Origin of the sequence: Mesorhizobium sp. M0815, from assembly GCF_040319995.1 — a bacterium.
In the GTDB taxonomy this organism is placed as follows: Bacteria; Pseudomonadota; Alphaproteobacteria; order Rhizobiales; family Rhizobiaceae; genus Mesorhizobium.
Genome location: NZ_JAMYOU010000003.1, coordinates 284,795 through 299,252 on the forward strand (window position 1 = coordinate 284,795; position 14,458 = coordinate 299,252).

Here is a 14,458-nt window from a genome sequence, read left to right on the forward strand (position 1 = left end):
AGACCCTCATCGCGGTGGGACGCGAGCATCGATGTGGGGGTTACATCGACTGAGCGTCTCGACAAAGCGGGCGCCTGCCGCCCGGAAACCTGAGGACCGAAGATCCTGCGCAACGTTGTCTGGTTTAGCCAGGCCGCAGCGCAGCCCGTCTACGCATTCAACTCTTCCTGCGCCTCCCTCGGACCAATCCTGTCACCTGCATCCATCTCGCTGTTTGCCATGCGGCCGCTGTCAGGCCTCTTTACTTGGCCTCGCCTGCCGTGGCGCGGCGGAAAATGCCCGGCAGCCCGCGGGAAACGCCGGTGTCCACCGTGACGGTCGCGCTCATGCCGGTGCGCAGCGCCATCTTGGCGTCGGCGTCGGTCAACTCCAGGCGGACCGGAATGCGCTGCGTGACCTTGACCCAGTTGCCGGTGGCGTTCTGCGCGGGCAGCAGCGAGAACTCGGCCCCGGTGCCGGCGCCAATCGCCTTGACGGTGGCTTCGAACGTCTTGCCCGGATAGGTGTCGACCACGATTTCGGCCTTTTGGCCCGGATTCATGTTGGTGAGCTGCGTTTCCTTGAAATTGGCGTCGACCCAGGTATCGCCGGTCTCGACCAGCGAAAACAGCGGCGTGCCCGAGCCGACATACTGGCCGACCTTGAACGAAGCGGCCTGGCTGATGATGCCGTCGGCAGGCGCTTTGACTGTTGTCTGGACCAGATCGTAGGCCGCCTTGTTGCGTGCGGCGAGCGCCGCCATCACTGTCGGATGCTTGTCGGTCTCGATGTCGGGATTGCCGCCAAGTGCCGCCTTGGCGCTGACGATCCCTTGCTGGGCCACGGCCAGCTGCTGCTTGGCCTTGTCGAGGTCGTTCTTGGCCTCGTCCAGCGACGACTTGGCGTTGATGCCCTTGCGGGCAAGGTCGGCGGCGCGGTCATACTGCGACTGCGCGTACTGGACCTGGCTTTCGTCGGACTTCTCTTGCGCCAGCGCCTGGCTGTAGGCCGCACGCAGCTGCTCGACATTGAGCCGCGCGCCGGCCACCGCCGCATCGGCCTGGGCCAATGCGATCCGGTAGGGCTCGGGATCGATGGCGAACAACACGTCGCCCTGCTTGACAGACTGGTTGTCGAAAATATCGACCTGAACGATGCGGCCCGCCGTATCGGCGGCTATCGACACCTTGGCCTGCTGCAGATTGGCGTTCTCGGTCTCCTGATAGCGGCCGCCGGTCACCCAGACATAGCTGCCGCCGGCGATCAACGCAGCGGGCAGCACAAACATCAAAAGGAAGCGGCCGGCACGACGCTTCTTCTTCGGCGCCACTGGCGCCGGAGCTACCTGCGGAGCGACCGTTGCCGGAGCTGCCGCCGGCTTCGCGGGAGCTTCCATCTCCAGCTTGGCCGCATTCTTATCTACTTTGGCTACCGCGTTCATGCTGCTGCGCCTTCCGTATTCTTCACTTTTTCCGAGGGCGGCGTCTCACCATCCGCAAGATTCTGCACCATTGTCTCCAGCGCCTTGACCAGGACGCGGCGATCTTCCGGCGAAACGCCAACGAGCGATTCCTCATACACCTCGCCGGCAAGGCTCTTGACGTGGGCGTAGGCTGCGTTCGCCTTGGCGGTCGGGAAAATCATGCGCACTCGTCTGTCGGTTGCGTCGGGACGGCGCTCGATCCAGCCGCCCTCCTCCATGCGATCGACAAGGCGCGAGACGCTGATCGGCTCGATTTCGAGAAGCTCGGCAAGCCGCGCCTGCGCGACACCCGCCTCCTTGGCGACACGGACCAGAAGCCGCCATTGCGCCGAAGAAAGGCCGAAACCACTGGCGCGCGCCTCGAAGCGCTTGCGCATCAGGCGCTGCACGTCGTGGATCAAAAAGCCCAATCTGTCGATGCCGTCGGAAACCATGAGCGACATATATAATAAGCGTGCTCATAATTCAAGGAACCCGGATTGTGCCAGAAGGCGGCAAATGTACATGGCAGTCACATCATGAGCGATTGCGAATGAGCATCGTGACCACGAAGAAAGCGCCGACCGAACTGGTGATGATGCCGATCGGCAGTTCCTGCGGCGGCAGCAGCGTGCGCGCGAGAAGGTCGCTTGCCAGCAACAGCACCGCTCCGAAGAGGGCGCAGCTTGCAATCAGGCGCAGATGAAGCGGGCCGGCCAGGGTCCTGGACAGATGTGGGATCGTCAAGCCAACGAAACCTATGACGCCTGCGACCGAGACAAGGATCGCCGTCGAGAAAGCGGCGACGAGAAATGTCATCCTGCGCATCCGCGCAACCGGGACGCCGAGGCTTTCAGCGGCATTCTCGCCGGCCAGGAAAGCGTCGAGCCGGCGGTGGTTCCAAAGTCCATAAACAAGGATGGTGCCTGCGCCCAGAGCAGCCAGCTCGATATTGTCCCAACGGGCCAGCCCGAGCCCGCCCATCGTCCAGAACAACACCGAGTGAGCGGCGCGCTGGTCTCCGGCAAAGACGAGATAGTTAGTCAAGGCGGTGAACATGAACGAGACGGCAAGCCCGGCGAGGATCAGCCGTTCGGGGCCTTGCCCCCTCACCCGCGAAACCAGCAAAAGCACGATGCCGGCGGCCAATACGCCGCCCGTGAAGGCCGCGACCGGCAACGTCCAGATACCGAAATGGTCGCCAAAAATGGTGATGACGGAAACCGCGCCGGCCGCGGCTCCGGACGACAGGCCGAACAAGAACGGATCTGCGAGGTCGTTGCGCGTTACCGTCTGCAGCAGCGCGCCGATGACGCCCAGCCCGGCGCCGACACAGATGGCCATAATCGTGCGCGGTAGCCTAAGATCGAGGACGATCTTGGCAATCGGGATCTTGCCGGCCGGACCGGACACGATGTCTCCGTCCAGCCCGGCGGCATGTCCGAGCGCAGCAATCACGTCGCTCAACGCGATGACCGTCGATCCATAGGCAATCGACAGCAGAGCAAGAGCGGCAATCGCTGCTGCTCCTGCTGTCATCGCCAATTCGAACGCTCTCTGGCGCAAGCTCAGAAAGCTTCCGGGTGCATCGCCCTGGCGATCTTGCCGATCGCCTCGATGTTGGCAGGCCCAGGCGTCAGTTCGCCATAGCGCAGCGCAATGAAGTGCTCATTTTTGACCGCCTCAGTCTCCTTCATCGCCGGATGAGCTTTCAGGAAATCGAGCAGTTTTCTGTAGCCGCCGTCCTGGTAGTCGAGCAGGATAAGAAATTGCGGATTGCGGGCCGCCACCGTCTCCCAATCCGTATTGCCCCAGCTCGTCGGCATGTCGGCCATGATGTTGTCGCCGCCGGCTGCGGCGATCATGGCGCTGGGGATCGCGAACTTGCCTGATGTGAAGGGTTTGTCTTCGCCGGAGTCGTAAAGAAACACACGCGTTCCCGTGCGGTCGCCGATCTTTGCCGTGATATCGGCGAGCTGCGCCTTCCAGTTCGAAACAAGCTCTCCCGCCTCCGCCTCCTTGCCAAAAATCTTGCCCAGCTTTTCGACATCACCATAGAGCAGGTCCATCGAGGCTGCGGGGCGGTTCTGGTCGAGATGGACGCAACTTTCCGTCAGCACCAGCGTCTTGATACCGTGCGGGGCCAGCGTATCGGGCGTCACCTCGCCGCCAGGCTTCATGCCGTAATACCAGCCGGCGAAGAAGAAATCGGGCTCGACGGCGACGAGGTTTTCGAGGGTCGGGTATTTCGGCGCGAGTTCCGGGATCGCGCCCTGCTCGGCCTTGAATTCCGGACCGACCTTATACCATCCGGTGATGCCGGTCAGGCCGACGATCGATGGTTGCAGCCCCAGCGCGAAGGCCATCTCCGCCATGTTCAGATCTTGGATGACGGCGCGCTTCGGCGCGGCGTCGAACGTCAGCGGCGTGCCGCAGCTATCAACGGTTACCGGGAAAGCGAAGGCGGTCTGGGCAAGTAGGAGGGAGGCAAAAGACAGTACGAGGCGTTTCACGGATGTTGCTCCTTGGTCAAATCGGGATGTGAAGAGGCGCGGTTCGGAACGTCGAAGACCGTGAGTTCGCGGTCTTCGGTGGGATGGCGCAGCCAAAGCACGTCAACGCCGAAAATCTCGCGGATCAACTTCTTGGTCAGCGCCTCGCGCGGACTGGCAAGTGCCTGCAGGCGGGCCTCGTTCATCACCGCGACCCTGGTGGCAAATGGCGTGACAAGCGACAGATCATGAAGCACCGCCACGACGGTCATGCCAAACTGCGATACGAGTTCGAGAAGGTCGCTGCGGGCGCGCGGATCGAGATGATTGGTCGGTTCATCGAGGAACAGGATTTTGGGCTCCTGGGCGATGGCGCGCGCCAACTGGGCGCGTTGCCGCTCGCCACCGGATAGCGAGCCGATCGTGCGGCCGAGCAGCGGCAGCAGGCCGGTTCTGCGAAGTGCTTCAATGACGATGTCGCGTTGCTCGCTCCTCCGTCGCAAGCCGGCATGCGGGACGCGCCCAAGCTCGACGTAGTCGATCACGGCAAGCCGCGGATCAGGCTGGTCGGTCTGGCCAACGACCGCCATGTGCAGTGCCCGCTCGGCGGCCGAAAACCTCTCCAGCCGGCGTCCGGAAAATCTCACATCTCCCGCGCTTGGCCGCAGCGTACCGCATAGCATGCGCAGCAGCGTCGTCTTGCCGGCGCCGTTGGGGCCGATGATGGCGAGGCGGTCGCCCGGCGCTATCGAAAGGCTCACCGCGCTGACCAGGCACCGGCCATTCGTCGTCGCGCTCAGTTCACACGCTTCAAGAAGAGGCTGGGAGGCGTCCAACTTACCGTCACTTTCTCAATGGCGACGGAAGGAAGCTGGACGGACCGGCCGACAAGACCGATGTCCACGTCTCCTCCCGGCACACCCCGTCCGGTCAACTCATGCTGATGGCAGGTCTCCTGGCTCGCGGGTCTTTGCGCCATCCTGCCTTCCCAGCCTTGCCGGCCAGTGGCACTTCGGATTTTGCTAACCGCTTACAGTTGCGGGGGCAGCCACGGCCTCGATCCGAAGATCTCACCGTGTTCCCTTTTCACCCCTTGCCTTTCGACTCGGGGACCATCAGTCAGCCACCCTAGTTTTCCGCCAATCACAGCGCAATAAGTCTTGTCAGAAGGAGCCATATAGACCTCGTGATGTAATAACGTTACATTTAAAAGGACGTTTGCCCGCTTCCTGTCAAGCCTTTTCGCGCGACGCCTGCGACTTGCCGACGACCGTCGCTCTCGATTTGCGCAGTGCGCAATTTCGATCAAACTGCCTCCGCCAGGAAGCGGCACCATAATCTTGCCAATATAAGACATGGCCAATGTAAAGACTGGGCCATGTAAAGACTGGGCCAATGCGGAGACTGGGCCAATGCGAGGTGCCAAATGAATCCGACCGAGAAGGCGCTGTGGTTCGTCGAAAGCCATCTGCCCGAAGCAGTCTCGCTGGACGATGTCGCCAAGAGCAGCGGGGTGTCGCGCTTTCATGTGACGCGGGCTTTCGGCGCGGCTACCGGCCGTTCGGTGATGAGCTACGTCCGTTCTCGCCGACTGACCGAAGCGGCGCGCAAGCTTGGCGCCGGCGCACCCGACATCCTCTCGGTCGCGCTCGACGCCGGCTATGCCTCGCATGAGGCCTTCACCCGCGCCTTCCGCGACCAGTTCGGCACCACGCCGGAACTGGTACGCGCACAAGGCTCGCTCGACAACCTCGATCTTGTGGAGCCGATCCTGATGGACCAGTCCTTTCTCGCCACTCTCGAACCACCGCGTTTTGAGACCAGCCGGCCGTTTCTCATCGCCGGTCTCGGCGAGCGCTACAGCTGCGAAACCAGCGCCGGCATCCCGATGCAGTGGCAGCGGTTCGGCCCCTATATTGGCAACATTCCTGGCGAGATCGGCGACGTCGCCTATGGCGTCTGCGTCAACGGCGACGACGCCGGCAATTTCGACTACATCGCTGGCGTCGAAGTGTCCGATTTTTCGGACCTGCCGAGGGAGTTTTGGCGTGTGCGCGTGCCGGCGCAGAAATACGGCGTGTTCGCCCATCGTGACCATATCTCGACCATCCGCCGCACGGTCAACACGATCTGGAACAAATGGCTGCCAGCCTCTGGGCACGAGATCGCCGATGCGCCGGAATTCGAGCGTTACGGCCCCGAATTTGATCCGCGCAGCGGCAATGGCGGGCTGGAAATCTGGATACCGATCAAAGGGTGAGGCACGGCAGGCCGACGCCGAAGCGCCGGAAGCGCTGCTACAGTTCCAGGTTCCAGTTCTGGCCGACCAGATCCCTGCCGAAGGAATGGTGGCACTCCTCGTTGGTCAATTTAAAGCCCACAGACTCATAGATGTGGCGGGCGGCGGCGAGCACGTCGTTGGTCCACAGCGTCAGTGTCCTGTAACCCGTGGCGCGGCAAAAGCCGATACATTCCTCGACCAGCCGCTTGCCGATGCCGAGACCTCGCGCCGAGGGCTCGACGTAGAGCAGGCGCAATTTCGCCACCGCGTCCGACTGGCGCACGACGAAGACGGAGCCGACGACCTCGCCTTCCCGCTCGGCGATCCAGCTGCGTTCCCATTTCGGATCGAAGGATTTGACGAATGTGCCGAGGATTTCAGCGACCAGCGCCTCATAGGTTTCGTCCCAGCCATATTCCTGCGCGTAGAGCAGGCCCTGGCGATGGATGATCCAGCCGATGTCGCCGACCTGCAGAGGCCGCAGCGTGTAGGGAATGTTGGGTTCGGCGGTCGCGCCCAGCAGACGCTGCACCGTCTGCATGGCCTTGACCAGCCTGTCCTGTTCGGGAACCGAAAGCCGGTCGAGCAATGCCGCGACCTGGTCGTGCGAGCCCTGGTTCAGCGGCGCGAAAGCCTGCCGCCCGGCCTTGGTCAGGGCGATCGACGAACGCCTTGCATCCGCCTCGATCGTGGCGCGCTCGACCAGATGACGTTCCTCGAATTTCTTCAGCAGCCGGCTGAGATAACCGGGATCGAGGCCGAGATCGCGCCCAAGGTCCGTGGCGGTCAGGCCATCGCGATGCGCCAGTTCATAGAGCACCCGCGCCTCGGTCAGCGAGAAGGTGCTTTTCAGCAGCCCTTCGTCGAGCAGCCCGATCTGGCGGGTATAGAAGCGGTTGAAGGCTCGCACCGCGTCGATCCGCTCCTTGCCTGGGTGATGATGAATGATCATGGCATCCTCCTGCCGGTAAGATCAGCCATTTAGTTGACTTGGTCAAGTATCTGTTTGAAGCAATTGTTCTGATGATGCTCACCGGGCGCCTTGACTCGCGCGAGTTGCCACACTATTTCAGCGCCACGTTAGCACTCCCCCAAGATGAGTGCTAACCATGTCCGGCGCCGCCGGACGGAGGAACTGTTCTCACCATTCTCATCGAGGAATAAAAAATGGCAAAGTCGAAGTTCCGCCCGCTTCATGACCGCGTGGTCGTTCGTCGGGTCGAATCCGAATCCAAGACCGCGGGCGGGATCATCATCCCCGACACGGCGAAGGAAAAGCCGCAGGAAGGCGAGATCATCGCCGTCGGTTCCGGCGCCCGTGACGAAGCCGGCAAGCTCGTCCCGCTGGACGTCAAGGCCGGCGACCGTATCCTGTTCGGCAAGTGGTCGGGCACCGAAGTCAAGCTCAATGGCGAAGACCTTCTGATCATGAAGGAAGCCGACATCATGGGCATCATCGGCTGAATATCGGCCTCACCCTCATTTAAATCTTCGGGCTCAATCCAAGCCCCTGCCAGGAGCTAAAAATGGCTGCCAAAGACGTAAAATTCTCCCGCGACGCTCGTGAGCGCATGCTGCGCGGCGTCAACATCCTCGCCGACGCGGTGAAGGTCACGCTCGGCCCCAAGGGCCGCAACGTCGTCATCGACAAGTCGTTCGGCGCACCGCGCATTACCAAGGACGGCGTCACCGTCGCCAAGGAAATCGAGCTTGAAGACAAGTTCGAGAACATGGGCGCGCAGATGGTCCGCGAAGTTGCTTCGAAGACCAACGACATCGCCGGCGACGGCACCACGACCGCGACCGTTCTGGCACAGTCGATCGTCCAGGAAGGCCACAAGGCGGTTGCCGCCGGCATGAACCCGATGGACCTCAAGCGCGGCATCGACCTCGCCGTCGCCGACGTCGTCGCGACGCTGATCAAGAACGCCAAGAAGATCAAGACCTCGGAAGAGGTTGCCCAGGTCGGCACCATCGCCGGCAATGGCGACGTTTCGGTCGGCTCGATGATCGCGGAAGCGATGCAGAAGGTCGGCAATGAGGGCGTCATCACCGTCGAGGAAGCCAAGACCGCCGAGACCGAGCTCGAAGTCGTCGAAGGCATGCAGTTCGACCGCGGTTATCTCTCGCCCTACTTCGTCACCAACGCCGAGAAGATGGTTGCGGATCTGGAAGACGCCTACATTCTTCTCCACGAGAAGAAGCTCTCCAACCTGCAGGCCATGCTGCCGATCCTCGAGGCTGTCGTGCAGACCTCGAAGCCGCTGGTCATCATTTCGGAAGACGTCGAGGGCGAGGCCTTGGCCACGCTCGTCGTCAACAAGCTGCGTGGCGGCCTGAAGATCGCCGCCGTCAAGGCGCCTGGCTTCGGTGATCGCCGCAAGGCCATGCTGGAAGACATCGCTATCCTCACCGGTGGCCAGGTCATCTCCGAAGACCTCGGCATCAAGCTCGAGAATGTCGGCCTGAACATGCTCGGCCGCGCCAAGAAGGTGTCGATCTCCAAGGAGAACACCACCATCGTCGACGGCGCCGGCAAGAAGGCCGAGATCCAGGGCCGCGTCGCCCAGATCAAGCAGCAGATCGAGGAGACCACCTCGGACTACGACAAGGAGAAGCTGCAGGAACGTCTCGCCAAGCTGGCGGGCGGCGTTGCCGTCATCCGCGTCGGCGGTGCGACCGAAGTGGAAGTCAAGGAAAAGAAGGACCGCGTCGATGACGCCCTCAACGCGACCCGTGCGGCCGTCGAAGAAGGCATCGTTCCCGGCGGCGGCGTCGCACTGCTGCGCGCTTCGCTGAGCATCAAGGCAACCGGCGCCAACTCCGACCAGACCGCCGGCATCAGCATCGTGCGTCGCGCGCTGCAGGCTCCGGCCCGTCAGATCGCGGCCAACGCCGGTGCGGAAGCATCGATCGTTGCCGGCAAGATCCTTGAGAACAAGGGCGCGACCTTCGGCTACAACGCCCAGACCGGCGAATATGGCGACATGATCGCCATGGGTATCGTCGATCCGGTCAAGGTTGTGCGCACGGCTCTGCAGGACGCGGCCTCGGTCGCCGGCCTGCTGGTCACCACCGAAGCCATGATTGCGGAGGCTCCGAAGAAGGAGTCGGCTGGCGGCGGCATGCCTGGCGGCATGGGCGGCGGCGGCATGGGCGGCATGGGCGGTATGGATTTCTAATCCAACCCATCAGCCTTCATGTACGGAAAGGGCGGCCGAGAGGTCGCCCTTTTTCGTTGATGGGACGGAGGATGAGAGGCGGTCCGATTCCAAAGCAGCGGGAGCATACCCCTGACCGTTTCTTCGGCGTCGGCGCAGAACGTGAATTGCAGAGCTGGAGCGTCGGCCCTTCGGCAGGGCTCCGCGCTGGCCTCGATGCCGTGGAAGCGCGAAACGTCAATGCGCCGTGACTGCGATCTCTTTCGCCGGCAATGCCCCCTCAATCAGCGCCGCGACCTCATCGGCTACCGCCAGCACCGGGGCGCGGTCGCGGGTGGCGCGTGCGATCACCATCAGCCCTTCCAGCGATGATTCGACCAGCAGCGCCAGCGCGTGCGCGCGGCGCTCGGGCACCCCTGCCCTGACGAAGGCCGCCCTGAGCAGGCCTATCCATTGCTCGAAGGCCGACCGGCACAACTCAGCCAACTCCGGCATGTCGGTCGGCGAATCCAACACCACGGGCGCGATCGGGCAACCGAGCGTGAACTGGTTGTCTTCCAGCATGCGCGCGACCGATTGGTAGATGTGGTGGACCGCCACCGCCGGATCTTTTTCGGCAGCGAGCGCGGCGTCCAGCCTCTGCGTCACATCGGCGACGCTATCGCGCGTAACCTCGACGACCAGCTGATCCTTGCCGCCCGGAAAGTGGAAGTAGAGCGAGCCTCTCGGTGCGCCTGAGGCGCTCAATATGTCGTTGAGCGACGTGCCGTGGTAGCCGCGCTGCCTTAGCAGCAGCGCCGTCGTCTCGAGTATGCGGGTGCGGGTGTCGTTCGCCATGTCAACCTCTGTCAGGAATGAGCATTATAGGCCTTGCCTCGAATATGACAACCGGTCTATATAATATGTAGATCAGTCTATATATCAATGAGGGGCGAATGCGCAGTTATCGTCTTGAAGGAACCGGCGGGACCAGGTGCCTGGTGATGCACGACGGGACGCAGCCGACGCCGAAGCCGCGAGAGATCGTCGTGCGTGTCCGCGCCACATCGCTCAACCGCCGCGATACGATGATCCTCAACGGCACCTATCCGCTGACGCCGCGCCAAGACGTCGTCCCGCTGAGCGACGGTGCCGGGGAAGTCGTTGCCGTCGGAGCTGCCGTCACCCGCTTTGCCGCCGGCGACCGCATCACCGGCAGCTATTTTGCACGCTGGATTGATGGCCGCATCAATGCCGGGCTGATCGACCAGCTTGGCTGCACGCTGGACGGGATGCTGACTGAATACGCGGTGCTCGACGAGCAATGGGCGGTGTGGCTTCCCGATCATCTCGACTGGCATCAAGCGGCGACACTGACCTGTGCCGGCCTGACCGCTTGGAATGCCGTGACGGCGGCCGAGATGCCGAAGCCCGGGCAGTGGGTTCTGGTCATCGGTTCAGGTGGCGTCGCGCTGTTTGCGCTGCAATTCGCCAAGCTGCTCGGCTGCCGGGTCGTGGCAGTCAGCTCGCGCGGCGAGAAGCTGGACCGGCTGCGGGCGCTGGGCGCCGACCTCGTCGTCTCGACGGCCGACATGCCGGAATGGGGTGCAGCTGTGCGCGAGCAAACCGGTGGCATCGACCTCGTCGTCGAGACCGGCGGCCCGCCGACCTTCGCGCAATCGATGATCGCCTGCGCGCTTTACGGGCGCATCGTGCTTCTCACCATACAGGATGCGAAAGGCGGGACGGTGCAGATCCCCGGCCCGGTCTACCAGCGCAGCCTCGCCACCATCAGCCGCCTCTTCGTCGGCAATCGCACCAACCTCGAAGCCATGCTGCGCGCCATCTCGGTGCATCGGCTTAAGCCTGTCATCGACAAGGTGTTCGCCTTCGACGAGGCCCAAGACGCCTACCGTTATTTCCAGCAAGGCGACGTCTTCGGGAAAGTGGTCGTCGACGGCGCCTGACTGGTTCGCCCCCAAAATCTGATTGACCCCCTCAAATCAAAGGAGAGACACAATGACCATTCGTGAAGCAGAGGCCCAATGGCAGGGATCGTTGAAAGAAGGTTCGGGCCGGCTGAGGCTAGGCAGCGGCGTATTCGAAGGCGCCTACTCCTTCCCGTCGCGTTTCGAGAACGGTCCCGGCACCAACCCGGAGGAATTGATCGCGGCGGCGCATGCCGGCTGCTTCTCGATGGCGCTGAGCGCCATCCTGGGCCGCGAAGGTTATACTCCCGCACGCATTCACACAATCGCGAAAGCGCATCTCGGCGCCACCGCGGCCGGACCGACGATCACCCGTATCGAGTTGGAGACGGAGGCAAGCGTGGCCGGGCTGGCTGCCGGGGATTTCGAGCGGCTGGCGCAGACGGCCAAGGAGAGCTGCCTCGTGTCGCGGGCGCTGGCCGGCGTCGCGGCGATCACGCTCAAGGCCCGCCTCGTCGAAACCGTTGCTGATCACTGAAGGGAAGGAATATCCAATGACACAGGAACTCATCATCGACATCGCCGCGGCAAAACGCTCCGCCGAAACGGCCGAGATCATGCGGCGCTACAACGACGTCTTCCAGCGCCACGACGCGTCGGCGCTCGACGATCTGGTGGCGGAAGATTGCGTGATCGAGAACACCACGCCGGCCCCGGACGGCGCCCGCCGCATCGGCAAGGGCGCCTGCGTCGAACTGTGGTCGGCGATCGCGACCGGACCCGGCATGCGCTTCGACATCGAAGAAACCTTCGTCGCCGGCGACCGGGCGACGATCCGCTGGCGCTACTGGATGGCCGACGGCAATTCGCTGCGCGGCGTCAACCTGATGCGTGTGGCGGACGGGCAGATTGTCGAGGCCATGGGCTACGTGAAGGCATAAGGCTGTCTACCGGTCCGCCAGCGCCAGTTTGGCGCCGAGCATGACAAAGGCTCCGGCGAAGGTGCGGCGCATCCAGGTCAGCACCTTTGGTCGCGACACGACATGGCTGCGGATCGACGCCGCGAAGATGCCGTAGCCGACAAAGACCACGAAGGTGAGCAGCATGAAGACGCTGCTGAGCTCCAGCATCTTCGACAGCGCATGCGATTCGGTGGTGCTGACGAATTGCGGCAGGAAGGCAAAGAAGAAGATCGACAGCTTCGGATTGAGGATGTTGATGAGGATGCCCGAAGTGATCACTTTGCCGGCCGAGCGCGGCGCGACATTTTCGTCGACGCTCAGGCCGCCCTTCTCCTTCAGCGTGTTCCAGGCCATGTAGAGCAGGTAGGCGACGCCGAGATATTTCAGCGTCTCGAAGGCGACGGCGCTGGTGTGCAGCAGAGCCGCGAGGCCGGTGATGGCGGCCGCCATATGCGGAATGATGCCGAGCGTGCAGCCGAAAGCGGCAATGATGCTGGCACGCGCACCACGCGAAAGCCCGGCGCTCAGCGTATAGAGAACGCCAGTGCCGGGCGAAGCCACGACAATCAGCGACGTCAACAGGAATTCGATGCTCACAGATGGTCTCCCGGTGCTGGCCCTGCCGCCGGCAGCGTAATCAGCGAAACGTGCGGGCACAAGCCAGCCTGAGAGCCTATCCGCATTCAGATCATGCTATTGGCGTGCAGCTTGCTATCCGCGATGGGTTGCCGAACTTCCCAGTGTTCGACGAGCTTACTTTCGTTCAGCCTGAAAATGTCGACGATGGCCAAGCCCTCCTCTTCGGGTTCGCGTTTTGCCTGCATGTGCACGATGACGAAATCCCCTTCGGCAAAAATCCGCTTCACCTCTCCCCTCACGAGGGGAAATGACTGTTTGAGCTGCTGCAGATAGGCTTTGAAGCCGTCCGCACCATCCGCAATGTTCGGATTATGTTGGATGTAGCGTTCGCCAAAATGCATCGAAGCAGCTTCGATGTTGCCCTGGTTTACTGCTTTGTCGATGAAGTCCAGGACGATCGTCTTGTTGGTTTCGAGCGAATTATGACTCTTGGCTGTAACTGGATTTGATGGTTCGTCACGCATGTTTTGCTCCGTGAGGTGGCTGCTTCCGCCTGTTGTGGACAGGAGCGTCCGCAGGCCGACATTGCCAACATAATCAGCCACGCTTGTGAGATGGTCGATATGCCATTCCGCTAGATTCTTATCCAATCGTCTAATATCGTTGTCCGATTCATCATCGGAGGATGGTTCTCATGGATGCCTTGTCCGAAGTTCTTGCTTCGCTGAGATTTGGCAGCGCCATGATCGGCAGCGCGACCCTGCATCGGCCATGGGGTATTTCGGTCGATCCGACAAGGAATGCCGCCATCCACGTCATACAGAACGGCGAATGCTGGCTGCGGCTAGCCGGTGAAAAGGAGCCGATCCGCTTAGGCGAGGGAGACGTCATCCTTGTCGCGAGCGGTATCGGGCATGCCCTTTGCAATCCGGCGGATGCACCGACGGCATCGATATCCGCCGTCCTTTCCGCAAATCGGAGCGGACTGGAACCGAAAAGCGAGAGCGGCGCGACAACTCTTCTTTGTGCGAGATATTCACTCGACGGCGTCGGACCATATCCGATGGTTTCGCTGCTTCCACCGCTGATCCATTTGACCCGAGATCAGATCGACACCAGCGAGCCGCTGCGGCTTGCCCTGGAACTTCTGCAGGTCGAAGCAAAAAGCAATCTCGGCGGTCACGACATTGTCGCCCCACGTCTTCTCGACAGCACGTTGATCTTCTTATTGCGTGCCTGGATAGAACATCAGCCTCTCGGAACAGGCGGATGGTTTGGCGCCTTACGCGATAAAGGCATTGCGCAGGCTTTGCGCCTGATCCACGAGCGGCCGGATGGTCCCTGGACTATCGCTTCCCTTGCCAGCGGCGCGGCACAGTCCCGGGCCACCTTCGCGCGTCGCTTCGCTCAACTCGTGGGACAACCGCCGCTGTCCTATGTGACTCGCTGGCGGATGAACCTTGCCGCCAAGGCTCTGCGGGAAACGAACCAGAACATTGGCGAGATCGGGTGCGCCGTCGGATATGAGTCGGTGCCGTCGTTCTCGCAGGCATTCAAACGGTTGACCGGACGATCGCCCGGCCTCTACCGCAGCGACTTTCGCTCATCTGACTGACGAATTTCAAAAGTGAGACG

16 protein-coding genes and 1 riboswitch are annotated in these 14,458 nt (G+C 62.2%); of the genes, 7 read left to right on the forward strand and 9 right to left on the reverse strand.

The annotated features are described in order from the left end of the window. Nucleotides 1–241: 241 nt before the first annotated feature. The 5 genes from NKI01_RS06375 to NKI01_RS06395 form a co-directional block, all read right to left on the reverse strand. On the reverse strand, nucleotides 242–1,420 hold the full coding sequence (locus NKI01_RS06375) for an HlyD family secretion protein (RefSeq protein ID WP_352962315.1): 1,179 nt from the start codon (nucleotides 1,418–1,420) through the stop codon (nucleotides 242–244). After that, a complete protein-coding gene (locus NKI01_RS06380) occupies nucleotides 1,417–1,896 on the reverse strand; it encodes a MarR family winged helix-turn-helix transcriptional regulator (protein WP_023717107.1) in 480 nt (159 codons plus the stop codon). Before NKI01_RS06380 ends, NKI01_RS06375 begins: the two co-directional genes overlap by 4 nt. Nucleotides 1,897–1,978: 82 nt before the next feature. After that, nucleotides 1,979–2,980 carry a FecCD family ABC transporter permease gene (locus NKI01_RS06385; RefSeq protein ID WP_352962318.1) on the reverse strand — a complete coding sequence of 334 codons (1,002 nt, stop codon included), beginning with the start codon at nucleotides 2,978–2,980 and terminating at the stop codon, nucleotides 1,979–1,981. Between the two features lie 29 nt (nucleotides 2,981–3,009). Then, nucleotides 3,010–3,954: an ABC transporter substrate-binding protein gene (locus NKI01_RS06390; RefSeq protein WP_352962319.1), complete on the reverse strand. Its 945-nt coding sequence runs from the start codon at nucleotides 3,952–3,954 to the stop codon at nucleotides 3,010–3,012. Next, nucleotides 3,951–4,769 carry an ABC transporter ATP-binding protein gene (locus tag NKI01_RS06395; RefSeq protein ID WP_036244226.1) on the reverse strand — a complete coding sequence of 273 codons (819 nt, stop codon included), beginning with the start codon at nucleotides 4,767–4,769 and terminating at the stop codon, nucleotides 3,951–3,953. Before NKI01_RS06395 ends, NKI01_RS06390 begins: the two co-directional genes overlap by 4 nt. A 92-nt stretch (nucleotides 4,770–4,861) precedes the next feature. Then, nucleotides 4,862–5,065: riboswitch (cobalamin riboswitch) on the reverse strand. Between the two features lie 294 nt (nucleotides 5,066–5,359). Here NKI01_RS06395 and NKI01_RS06400 point away from each other — a divergent pair. Further along, nucleotides 5,360–6,193, forward strand: coding sequence for a GyrI-like domain-containing protein (locus NKI01_RS06400; RefSeq protein WP_352642913.1), 834 nt, complete (start codon nucleotides 5,360–5,362; stop codon nucleotides 6,191–6,193). Nucleotides 6,194–6,230: 37 nt separating this feature from the next. Here NKI01_RS06400 and NKI01_RS06405 read toward each other — a convergent pair whose 3' ends face one another. Then, complete coding sequence (locus NKI01_RS06405; RefSeq protein ID WP_352962320.1) at nucleotides 6,231–7,166, reverse strand: bifunctional helix-turn-helix transcriptional regulator/GNAT family N-acetyltransferase; 936 nt, start codon at nucleotides 7,164–7,166, stop codon at nucleotides 6,231–6,233. 215 nt (nucleotides 7,167–7,381) lie between these two features. On the opposite strand from NKI01_RS06405, the gene groES reads away from it, so the two are divergent. Beyond that, a complete protein-coding gene (gene groES, locus NKI01_RS06410; protein ID WP_006333965.1) occupies nucleotides 7,382–7,678 on the forward strand; it encodes a co-chaperone GroES in 297 nt (98 codons plus the stop codon). 62 nt (nucleotides 7,679–7,740) lie between these two features. Next, nucleotides 7,741–9,396: a chaperonin GroEL gene (gene groL / locus NKI01_RS06415; protein ID WP_352481739.1), complete on the forward strand. Its 1,656-nt coding sequence runs from the start codon at nucleotides 7,741–7,743 to the stop codon at nucleotides 9,394–9,396. Between the two features lie 216 nt (nucleotides 9,397–9,612). Here the strand turns inward: groL and NKI01_RS06420 are convergent, their stop codons facing one another. Continuing rightward, nucleotides 9,613–10,212, reverse strand: a complete 600-nt coding sequence (locus NKI01_RS06420; protein WP_352495553.1) for a TetR/AcrR family transcriptional regulator — start codon at nucleotides 10,210–10,212, stop codon at nucleotides 9,613–9,615. A gap of 146 nt (nucleotides 10,213–10,358) precedes the next feature. Here NKI01_RS06420 and NKI01_RS06425 point away from each other — a divergent pair, with 146 nt between their 5' ends. From NKI01_RS06425 to NKI01_RS06435, 3 genes are read left to right on the forward strand one after another with little or no spacing between them, the layout of a single operon-like run. After that, entirely contained in the window at nucleotides 10,359–11,321 is a 963-nt protein-coding gene (locus tag NKI01_RS06425) for a zinc-dependent alcohol dehydrogenase family protein (protein ID WP_352962321.1), read from the forward strand. 52 nt (nucleotides 11,322–11,373) lie between these two features. Further along, nucleotides 11,374–11,820: an OsmC family protein gene (locus NKI01_RS06430; protein WP_023722760.1), complete on the forward strand. Its 447-nt coding sequence runs from the start codon at nucleotides 11,374–11,376 to the stop codon at nucleotides 11,818–11,820. A 16-nt stretch (nucleotides 11,821–11,836) separates the two neighbouring features. Then, nucleotides 11,837–12,223: a nuclear transport factor 2 family protein gene (locus NKI01_RS06435; RefSeq protein WP_352495556.1), complete on the forward strand. Its 387-nt coding sequence runs from the start codon at nucleotides 11,837–11,839 to the stop codon at nucleotides 12,221–12,223. 6 nt (nucleotides 12,224–12,229) lie between these two features. On the opposite strand, the gene NKI01_RS06440 is transcribed toward NKI01_RS06435, so the two are convergent. Both NKI01_RS06440 and NKI01_RS06445 read right to left on the reverse strand, forming a co-directional pair. Further along, on the reverse strand, nucleotides 12,230–12,841 hold the full coding sequence (locus NKI01_RS06440; protein ID WP_023722756.1) for a LysE family translocator: 612 nt from the start codon (nucleotides 12,839–12,841) through the stop codon (nucleotides 12,230–12,232). 86 nt (nucleotides 12,842–12,927) lie between these two features. Further along, nucleotides 12,928–13,473: a nuclear transport factor 2 family protein gene (locus NKI01_RS06445; RefSeq protein ID WP_352962322.1), complete on the reverse strand. Its 546-nt coding sequence runs from the start codon at nucleotides 13,471–13,473 to the stop codon at nucleotides 12,928–12,930. Nucleotides 13,474–13,517: 44 nt separating this feature from the next. Between NKI01_RS06445 and NKI01_RS06450 the strand changes: the two genes are divergently transcribed. After that, the gene (locus NKI01_RS06450) at nucleotides 13,518–14,438 is read left to right on the forward strand and encodes an AraC family transcriptional regulator (protein ID WP_352588556.1); all 921 of its coding nucleotides are present in this window, start codon (nucleotides 13,518–13,520) and stop codon (nucleotides 14,436–14,438) included. Nucleotides 14,439–14,458: the final 20 nt, after the last annotated feature.

Coding starts and splice junctions, on each gene's coding strand:
- NKI01_RS06375 (WP_352962315.1), bottom strand. CDS start 1,420: ATGAACGCGGTAGCCAAAGTAGATAAGAATGCGGCCAAGCTGGAGATG.
- NKI01_RS06380 (WP_023717107.1), bottom strand. CDS start 1,896: ATGGTTTCCGACGGCATCGACAGATTGGGCTTTTTGATCCACGACGTG.
- NKI01_RS06385 (WP_352962318.1), bottom strand. CDS start 2,980: ATGACAGCAGGAGCAGCAGCGATTGCCGCTCTTGCTCTGCTGTCGATT.
- NKI01_RS06400 (WP_352642913.1), top strand. CDS start 5,360: ATGAATCCGACCGAGAAGGCGCTGTGGTTCGTCGAAAGCCATCTGCCC.
- NKI01_RS06405 (WP_352962320.1), bottom strand. CDS start 7,166: ATGATCATTCATCATCACCCAGGCAAGGAGCGGATCGACGCGGTGCGA.
- groES (WP_006333965.1), top strand. CDS start 7,382: ATGGCAAAGTCGAAGTTCCGCCCGCTTCATGACCGCGTGGTCGTTCGT.
- groL (WP_352481739.1), top strand. CDS start 7,741: ATGGCTGCCAAAGACGTAAAATTCTCCCGCGACGCTCGTGAGCGCATG.
- NKI01_RS06420 (WP_352495553.1), bottom strand. CDS start 10,212: ATGGCGAACGACACCCGCACCCGCATACTCGAGACGACGGCGCTGCTG.
- NKI01_RS06425 (WP_352962321.1), top strand. CDS start 10,359: ATGCACGACGGGACGCAGCCGACGCCGAAGCCGCGAGAGATCGTCGTG.
- NKI01_RS06430 (WP_023722760.1), top strand. CDS start 11,374: ATGACCATTCGTGAAGCAGAGGCCCAATGGCAGGGATCGTTGAAAGAA.
- NKI01_RS06435 (WP_352495556.1), top strand. CDS start 11,837: ATGACACAGGAACTCATCATCGACATCGCCGCGGCAAAACGCTCCGCC.
- NKI01_RS06450 (WP_352588556.1), top strand. CDS start 13,518: ATGGATGCCTTGTCCGAAGTTCTTGCTTCGCTGAGATTTGGCAGCGCC.